Here is an 8076-nt window from a genome sequence, read left to right on the forward strand (position 1 = left end):
TATAGCGGCTTGCGGGTACAGGGCACCGCTACCTCCCCGTTTAGCACGGCCAAAATCAATCGTCGCACGTTAATCACCGGCGGCCAGCTTGCAGCCAATTGGCGGCGTTCCCAAGACGAATCTTCGCCGTTTTCCCGACCGCCAATCTCTTGCTTCTGAAACTGGCGGAGAGGGTGGGATTCGAACCCACGAGACAGGGTTTGCCCGTCTACTCGCTCTCCAGGCGAGCGCCTTAGTCCACTCGGCCACCTCTCCACCTGGACTTTTTCACCGGGGCCTTTCGAATTCCCTGGCGCTCTTTTAATTATACGCTTCCGCGCCCTAAATATCAAGCCGCTTCCGGTCACCCTCCGGACTAAGGGTAAACAGGCACCGCACCGCGGCTCTACAAGGCGTAAAGCCGCCGAATGCTTTACCGGAACGGTTGTATGTGGTAGAGTTGAAAAAAATAAACTCCTGTAAGGGAACGCGGCAAAGGGTGGGGATCTTGCACCGCGAAGACTTAAAGCGTTTCCGCTGTTGGTTTGGCGCCTATGTCCGGCGCTTTGATACCCCTGATCCCTTAATCCGGCGCGGTATCCGGTACAAAGCGGCGCACACCGGGCGGGTGTGCCGGAATATCCTCCAGATCGGACGCTCACTAGGCCTGGAAGAGGAAGACTTGCGTCTGGCGGAAACCATCGCCCTCTTCCACGACCTCGGGCGTTTTAAACAGGTTTTCCGGTACCGGACCTTTGACGACCGGCTTTCCGAAAACCACGCTCTACTTAGCGTGCAAGAGCTTGAAGCCGCCGCCATTCTCTCCCCCCTCGCGGCGGCAGATCGCGACCTTATCCTCAAGGCGATTGCGTTCCACAACCTCCCGGCCCTCCCCCCGAATCTTGAAGACCGGCAGCTCCTCTTCGCCAGACTCATCCGCGACGCCGATAAGCTCGACATCCTGGGGCTGTTTGCCGCCGAATGCGCCCGCGCTGGAGGGCCTGATCCGCTCTTCATCGCCAGCATCCCCAATACGCCAGGCTACTCCCCGGAACTTGTTCAGAGTCTCCTGCGGGGGGAACTATGCAACTACGCCGCTACCAAAAATCTCAACGACCGGAAGCTCCTTTACCTCTCCTGGATTTACGACATCTATTTTCCGTACACGCTGGCGACAATCGCCCGGGAGGGCTACTTCCGGGCGATCATGCGTTCCCTTCCCGACACGCCGGAAATCAGGGCTGTAGGCACCCACCTACAAAAACATTTGCAGCGCGCCCTCGCCATTACTACCCCGACCCCTTGATCCCCTGCGGTTTAAAGCAACAAAGGGGCCGTTTTGGCCCCGCCAACTTTCTGGCGGAGAGAGTGGGATTCGAACCCACGAGACAGCTTCTGAGCCGCCTACGCGATTTCGAGTCGCGCGCCTTCAACCACTCGGCCATCTCTCCATTTTTAGTTATCGCTTGTCCGGCGGCGGCGCCGGTCCATATCTGACGGCAGCTACCCAATTTTTATTTTAAACACTGGCTGCTACTTGCGGCCGGTGTTCCCTCTTTTCGGCGCAGCTCCCGGAAAAAACGCCGCATTACCTCGCGGCACTCCTCTTCCAGCACCCCGGCAACCACCTCGACCTGGTGGTTAAAGCGCGGCTCCCGTAAGAGGTCCACCACCGAACCGGCGGCTCCCGCTTTCGGGTCGGCGGCACCGTAAACCACCCTTTTTACCCGGAACTGCACCAGCGCCCCCGCACACATCGGGCACGGCTCGACGGTGGTGTAAACCACCGCCTCTGTAAGCCGCCAGTCACCGAGGCGCCGCGCCGCTTCCCGCAACGCAAGCAATTCCGCATGGGCGGAGGCGTCCTTCAGGTTTTCGCGCAGGTTGTGGCCGCGCGCAATAACTTCATCCCCGACCACCACCACCGCACCCACGGGCACCTCGCCTGTGGCCCCGGCCTTTTCTGCCTCCCGCAGCGCCTCCCGCATGAAATCCTCGTCCTTGGCCAATACTAGCAGATCACCCACGCGTAATTAGGTCCTTGCAGAAATACAAACAGAACTGGCCTCGCCAGTCCCCGCCCTTGATTACCCTCTAACCCAGCTCAATCCCTACATATAGGGGTTTCCGACCTCCTGCCTCTTGCTGCCGGTAAATGGTGCGCCCGGAGGGACTCGAACCCCCGGCACGCGGTTTAGGAAACCGCTGCTCTATCCTCCTGAGCTACGGGCGCATAACAGATATCAAAGGCAAGATACCGGATGCAGAAACCTTGTGGAATTTCGCTAACGCGAATTCCTCCTTCTTTTCCGACCTCCTGCCTCTTGCTGCCGAAAATGGCGCGCCCGGAGGGATTCGAACCCCCAACCTACAGATCCGTAGTCTGTTGCTCTATCCATTGAGCTACGGGCGCGCAAAATGGCGGAGAGAGCGGGATTCGAACCCGCGACAGAGGGTTTCAAGCCCCCTGTAGTCGCTTAGCAGGCGACCGCCTTCGACCTGCTCGGCCATCTCTCCGTTTCGTCGTTGTTAAACGCCAGATACCGGTCGGCGGACCTTCCTACCTGCCGGAATTTACCCCTGCGAATTCTCCCGCGGTTTCCAAGCGCCAACCTCTGGCATCTAACCATTAACCTGGCGGAGGGGGTGGGATTCGAACCCACGGAACCACAGAGGGTTCAGCGATTTTCAAGACCGCCTCCTTAGACCGCTCGGACACCCCTCCCATGCTTTTTTACTATAGCACACCGGCCCGGCAGGTGTCAACTGACGCGTGCTGGGTGCAAAAGGAGCCCGGGACGCCACGGGTACAGCCGCTACAAAGCGGCAGCCGGCCCCTCCTCCGGCCTGCTCCGACCGCGCAGCCAGGCCGCCACCGCACGCCAATCGCCTTTCCCGGCCGCCGCTAACATTTCCCCCAGTCCCGTCGCTGGCTGAACCCGCAGACTAAACCGGCCCAGGAGCAAAAGAGCGGCGGCAAGAGCCGTAGGCGCGTTATTATCGTAAAAGGGCTTCCCCGCCAAAATGCCGGTCAGGAGCACCGCGGCTTTCTCAAAGGGCGCTGGGTAAAGCTCCCTGCCCCCCATTGTTATACAAGGCCGCTCAAGAGCGCTCTGAAGGAGGGATAGCGCCCGCACGCCCTGGCGCCCACCTATTTTTTTGGTAATCCGGTAGTGGAGGTAAAGCACCTCCTCAACCGTCAGCGGTTTCATTTCTTGAGCTCCCGCAGCACCCCGGCGTATTCGTTGATAAACTCTTCCGCTTCCGCAGCAAAATCGCCCGCTACCGGCAATCCGCTGGCGCCCGCGAAAGGCCGGAGGACGATTTCGCCCCGCTGCCGGTCCACGGAAACGGTGATCCGGCTGCCCTCGCTCAGATCTAACTCCCGCAGCATCTCCTGCGGCAGGGAGACCACCAGGCTGTTGCCGGCCCGGAAAACCTTCCGTACCTCCATAAAGTTACCTCGCCCGCGACGTAATTACGGTTATTACGATTATAACCGAGGTGCGCCGCCGCTTCAAGAGAATTTCTGTCCTCTCTTCTTTAAAAATTTTCAAAAGCCGGGCGGCTATATCGAGGATTTTCCGGAAACGAAGCGCAGCCAGAGCCAGCGTACCGCAGCCAAAGGCCGCCAAAACGATAGCCTGCAGCTAGAGGGTTCCCAGTCCCGCGCCCTTGTCGGAAATTTCTGACACAAGTGCCGGCCCTCCTGCATAACCATTTTATTAACGGCGTCTCGGGGGCCCCGCGCCCCCACGCACCAGGAGGGAGGTGCCGGGTGATGCTGCACAAACGCTTCTTCCTGCGGCCAGTCACCCATTGCAAAGAGGGCTGCTGACGGTGGCCCGCAGACCGAAGTAGGCTGGTTTACAACACAAAGGGCAGCCGCCATAGCTGCCCTTCTCTATTTTCGTCGCCCGTACACGCCTTTTCCCAGGATTCTCCGGCGACCTTAGGTACCAGCAGACTTCCCCCCAATGGTCGGGATTCGCTTGAGTCCCCCCATGTAGGGCTGGAGCACTTCCGGAACCACCACCGACCCGTCCTCCTCCTGGTAGTTCTCCAAGATCGCGGCCACCGTGCGGCCCACCGCCAGGCCGGAGCCGTTCAGCGTGTGGACGAACTCTGCCTTCGCCCTCGCGTGCGACCGGTAGCGGATATTCGCCCGGCGCGCCTGGTAATCGGTGAAGTTGGAGCAGGATGAAATCTCGCGGTACTCACCGAAGCTCGGCAGCCAAACTTCGATATCGTATGTCTTCGCGGCGGCGAAGCCCAGGTCGCCGGTGCAGAGCACTACCACCCGGTAGGGCAGGCCGAGGCGCCGCAGCACCTCCTCGGCGTCCCGCAAAAGTTTCTCTAACTCCTCGTCCGATTGCTCCGGGCGGCAGAACTTCACGAGCTCCACCTTGTTGAACTGGTGCTGCCGGATAAGGCCCCGGGTATCCCGGCCGGCTGCGCCCGCCTCCGCCCGGAAGCAGGCGCTGTAAGCTACGTATTTCAACGGTAAGAGGCTCCCGTCGAGGATCTCCTCCCGGTGGTAGTTCGTCACCGGGACCTCCGCTGTCGGAATTAGGTAGTAGTCTTCACCCTCGACCTTGAACATATCCGCGGCAAACTTCGGCAGCTGCCCCGTCCCGGTCATGCTGGCGCTGTTAACCAGAAACGGCGGAAAAAGCTCGGTGTAGCCGTGTTCGTGGGTGTGCAGATCAAGCATGAAGCTTATAAGCGCCCGCTCGAGCGCCGCCCCCGCACCCCGGTAAAAAGTGAAGCGCGCCCCCGAAACTTTAGCCGCCCGTTCGAAGTCAAGGATGCCGGTGCGTTCCCCGATTTCCCAATGGGGACGGGGGGTGAAACTAAACCGGCGCGGCTCACCCCATTTGCTTACCACCGGGTTTTCTGTTGCGTCCCGCCCGAAGGGCACCGAGGCGTGCGGGATGTTCGGGATGCCAAGAAGTAGCGTGCGAATCTCCTCTTCGTAACCGCGAACGACTCCTTCCAGCTCCTTTATCCGGTCACCTACGACCCGCATCTCCGCGACCAACGCCGCGGCGTCCTGCCCCGCCTTCTTTAGCCGGCCGATCTCTTCCGAAACAGCATTCCGCCGGCTCTTGAGCTGCTCGACGGTCGCGAGCTTTTCGCGCCAGGCCGCATCCGCCACCAGTAGCCGCTCAAGCAATTCGTCACCGTAACCCCGTTTCTTCAACGCCTCCCGCACAATCTCGGGATTCCGCCGGACAAATTTCAGGTCGAGCATCTTTTCCTCCAAAAAATTTCTACAGGCTCACCATCTTTACGCCCATAATCCCGTCCACCTTGGCGATCTCTGCCAGGGTTTCCTCCGGTACTGGGCTATCCACTGCCAGGAGCATGACCGCCGGACCACCGATCACTTTGCGGCCCACCTGCATCGCCGCGATATTAATATCCTGTGCCCCAATCAGATTACCTACGCGCCCGATAATGCGCGGCCGGTCCATGTGGGGGATGAAGAGCATGTGTCCTTCGAGAGGAGTATCTACCCGGTAGCCGTCGATGGCCACCACGCGCGGTTCTTTGCCCCGCTGGAGGGTCCCCGCCACGGTCCGCTCCCCTTCGGGGGCGACTACCCGGGCGGTGATGAGGCTGACGTAGTCCTCTTCTTCCCTTCGCCGGGTTTCGGTGACGCGAATGCCGCGCTTCTTGGCGACTTCGTTGGCGTTAACGAAGTTGACCGCTTCCTGGAGGGCGATGCTCAGCACCCCTTTGAGGACCGCCCTCGTGAGCAGGCTCACGTCATACTGCGCTATTTCACCGCTGAAGCTCACCTCGACCAGACCGATCCGGCCACTAACTAACTGCGCCGCAAAACGGCCCAGTTTCTCCGCCAGCCCGATAAAGGGGCCGATCTCCGCAAGCACCTCGGGCCGAACAAAGGGCACGTTTACCGCGTTGCGCACGAAGCCGCCCCGGAGCGCCACTAAGATTTCTTCGGCGATGACCTTCGCCACGCCTAACTGCGCTTCCACGGTGGAAGCGCCGAGGTGCGGCGTTACGACGACGTTAGGCAGGGAGAAGAGCGGGCTATCGGTGACCGGCTCCTGTTCAAAGACGTCCAGCGCCGCGCCGGCAACCTTTCCCTCTTTCAAAGCAGCATAAAGGGCCGCTTCGTCGACAATACCGCCGCGAGCGCAGTTGATAATCCGAACTCCTGGCTTCATCTTTTCAAAGGCCTCTTTGTTTAAGAGGTGGTAGTTCTCCTTGCTCAGCGGGATATGGATGGTGATGAAGTCAGCCTGGCGTAAGAGAGCATCGAGAGAAACCATGCGTACACCGAGTTCTTCTACCCGCTCCGCCGGTATATAGGGATCGTAAGCGATAACTTCCATCTCCATAGCCAGCGCCCGCTTCGCTACCTCCGAGCCGATACGGCCGATACCAATGACCCCGAGCACCTTGTGCCGGAGCTCCACGCCAACAAAAGACTTCTTATCCCAGACGCCTGCCTTCAGCCGGGCATTCGCCTCGGGAATGTTCCGGGCTAAAGCGAGCATCATCCCCATCGTATGCTCCGCTGCGGCGATAGTATTGCCGCCGGGGGCGTTAGCGACGATGATCCCGCGCGCTGTTGCCGCCCGCACGTCAATGTTATCTACCCCCGCCCCTGCACGACCGATGATCTTGAGTTTCGCCGCGCGCTCCAAGACCGCGGCAGTTACCTTAGTAGCGCTGCGGACGATTAGCGCGTCGTAATCGGGGATGATTGCCAGCAACTCTTCAGAAGAGAGCTTGGGCCGGATGTCAAGCTCTACATCTGGTGCGTTCTGTAAAACCGCAAGACCCTCCACGGCTACGCCGTCGGTGGCGAGCACCTTATACATCCTGCCCACCTCTCGCTAGGACAGCCTGCGCCGCCGCTATCCCTGCGCCGAAAGTCACCGGGTAGCTGAATTTTTGCAGCCCTATTTCAAGAACGCCCAGGGCCCCTAAGAGGTCCACCGCGTCGATGTAACCCATGTGCGAAATACGGAAAATACGCCCCTTGAGCTGCGCCTGCCCGCCGGCCAGCAGCACCCCGTATTCTTTGAGAAGGAGCCGCCGGAGGTCGTCAGCGTTCATCCCTTCCGGCACCCAGACCCCGGTCACTACCGGCGACGCGCACGCCTCGGGCGCAAGGAGCTTTAGCCCCAGCGCCCGCACTGCCGCCCGGGTAGCCCGCGCGAAAATCCGGTGGCGCGCGTAAACATTCTCCAGACCCTCGTCTAAAATCATGTCCAGCGCGACGTCTAACCCCGCAAAAAGAGATACCGCCGGCGTGTAAGGGGTATTAAACTTCGCGAGGGACTTCTTCGCCGCCGGCAGACTCAAATAGTAACGCGGCGCGCGCCCCTCGTTTATCGCCTCCCAGGCCCGCGGGCTGACGCTTACCATCGCCAGGCCCGGCGGCACCATGAGCGCCTTCTGCGAAGCCGTCACCAGGATATCGACGCCCCAGGCGTCAGCTTCTATCGCGATACCCCCAAGGCTCGAAACCGCGTCCACCAAGAGGAGCGCTCCGTAGCGGCGCGTTAGCTCCCCGATCGCGCGGATGTCGTTGACCACGGTGGTTGAGGTCTCGTTGTGGGTGGCCAGTACCGCCTTGTATTTCTGGCTCTTGAGCCGCGCTTCAACCAGCGCCACGTCAACCGGATTGCCCCAACCGAATTCCAGCGCGTCCACGTCGGCGCCGTAAATCTTGGCCAGCTCGGCAAATCTTTCGCCAAATTTTCCGGTCACGAGCGCCAGGATTTTATCCCCGGGATTTACCACGTTGGCCACCGCCGCTTCCATACCGCCCGTCCCCGAACAGGTCAGCACGTAAATCTCGTTCTGCGTCCCGAAAACCTTGCGCAGCTTATCCTCGATACGCCGGTAGAGGTCCGCAAACTCCTGCGTCCGGTGCCCTATAAGCGGTCGGGTCATCGCTTCCGCCACCTGCGGCGGCACGGGTGTAGGACCTGGAATGAAGAGCCGCATCTTCTTTGCCATCTCTTGGTTCTGCCCTCCAAATTAAATAATCAATTAAAGAAGCACAAAAAAAGTGCTTACCTGTCCGCAGGGAGCGCCAGCCCGGCTACACTA

At 60.2% G+C, this 8076-nt stretch carries 7 protein-coding genes and 6 tRNA genes; 1 reads left to right on the forward strand and 12 read right to left on the reverse strand.

The genetic code is table 11. The annotated features are described in order from the left end of the window. Positions 1–162: 162 nt before the first annotated feature. Positions 163–255, reverse strand: a tRNA-Ser gene (locus ACUVTA_RS07265). Positions 256–478: 223 nt separating this feature from the next. On the opposite strand from ACUVTA_RS07265, the gene ACUVTA_RS07270 reads away from it, so the two are divergent. Continuing rightward, positions 479–1285, forward strand: coding sequence for an HD domain-containing protein (locus ACUVTA_RS07270; protein ID WP_445952293.1), 807 nt, complete (start codon positions 479–481; stop codon positions 1283–1285). Positions 1286–1336: 51 nt separating this feature from the next. Here ACUVTA_RS07270 and ACUVTA_RS07275 read toward each other — a convergent pair. The 11 genes from ACUVTA_RS07275 to ACUVTA_RS07325 form a co-directional block, all read right to left on the reverse strand. Beyond that, positions 1337–1430 (reverse strand) — tRNA-Ser (locus tag ACUVTA_RS07275). Between the two features lie 63 nt (positions 1431–1493). Further along, on the reverse strand, positions 1494–2006 hold the full coding sequence (tadA, locus tag ACUVTA_RS07280) for a tRNA adenosine(34) deaminase TadA (RefSeq protein WP_445952294.1): 513 nt from the start codon (positions 2004–2006) through the stop codon (positions 1494–1496). A 129-nt stretch (positions 2007–2135) separates the two neighbouring features. Then, positions 2136–2212, reverse strand: a tRNA-Arg gene (locus tag ACUVTA_RS07285). Positions 2213–2316: 104 nt separating this feature from the next. After that, positions 2317–2392 (reverse strand) — tRNA-Arg (locus ACUVTA_RS07290). A 6-nt stretch (positions 2393–2398) separates the two neighbouring features. Next, positions 2399–2496: transfer RNA gene (locus tag ACUVTA_RS07295), tRNA-Ser, on the reverse strand. Positions 2497–2614: 118 nt separating this feature from the next. Further along, positions 2615–2704 (reverse strand) — tRNA-Ser (locus tag ACUVTA_RS07300). Between the two features lie 91 nt (positions 2705–2795). Further along, complete coding sequence (locus ACUVTA_RS07305; RefSeq protein WP_445952295.1) at positions 2796–3191, reverse strand: type II toxin-antitoxin system death-on-curing family toxin; 396 nt, start codon at positions 3189–3191, stop codon at positions 2796–2798. After that, on the reverse strand, positions 3188–3433 hold the full coding sequence (locus tag ACUVTA_RS07310) for an AbrB/MazE/SpoVT family DNA-binding domain-containing protein (protein WP_445952296.1): 246 nt from the start codon (positions 3431–3433) through the stop codon (positions 3188–3190). The genes ACUVTA_RS07305 and ACUVTA_RS07310 overlap by 4 nt, the downstream gene beginning before the upstream one ends. 498 nt (positions 3434–3931) lie before the next feature. Beyond that, the gene (serS, locus tag ACUVTA_RS07315) at positions 3932–5233 is read right to left on the reverse strand and encodes a serine--tRNA ligase (protein ID WP_445952299.1); all 1302 of its coding nucleotides are present in this window, start codon (positions 5231–5233) and stop codon (positions 3932–3934) included. 19 nt (positions 5234–5252) lie between these two features. Beyond that, a complete protein-coding gene (serA, locus tag ACUVTA_RS07320) occupies positions 5253–6836 on the reverse strand; it encodes a phosphoglycerate dehydrogenase (RefSeq protein ID WP_445952297.1) in 1584 nt (527 codons plus the stop codon). Then, positions 6829–7983, reverse strand: coding sequence for a pyridoxal-phosphate-dependent aminotransferase family protein (locus ACUVTA_RS07325; protein ID WP_445952298.1), 1155 nt, complete (start codon positions 7981–7983; stop codon positions 6829–6831). Before ACUVTA_RS07325 ends, serA begins: the two co-directional genes overlap by 8 nt. Between the last annotated feature and the right edge of the window lie 93 nt (positions 7984–8076).

This window comes from Thermodesulfitimonas sp., assembly GCF_052743955.1.

What these genes read in the sequence shown, in the direction of transcription:
- ACUVTA_RS07305 (WP_445952295.1), bottom strand. Translation starts at nt 3,191, where the DNA reads ATGAAACCGCTGACGGTTGAGGAGGTGCTTTACCTCCACTACCGGATT.
- ACUVTA_RS07310 (WP_445952296.1), bottom strand. Translation starts at nt 3,433, where the DNA reads ATGGAGGTACGGAAGGTTTTCCGGGCCGGCAACAGCCTGGTGGTCTCC.
- serS (WP_445952299.1), bottom strand. Translation starts at nt 5,233, where the DNA reads ATGCTCGACCTGAAATTTGTCCGGCGGAATCCCGAGATTGTGCGGGAG.
- serA (WP_445952297.1), bottom strand. Translation starts at nt 6,836, where the DNA reads ATGTATAAGGTGCTCGCCACCGACGGCGTAGCCGTGGAGGGTCTTGCG.
- ACUVTA_RS07325 (WP_445952298.1), bottom strand. Translation starts at nt 7,983, where the DNA reads ATGGCAAAGAAGATGCGGCTCTTCATTCCAGGTCCTACACCCGTGCCG.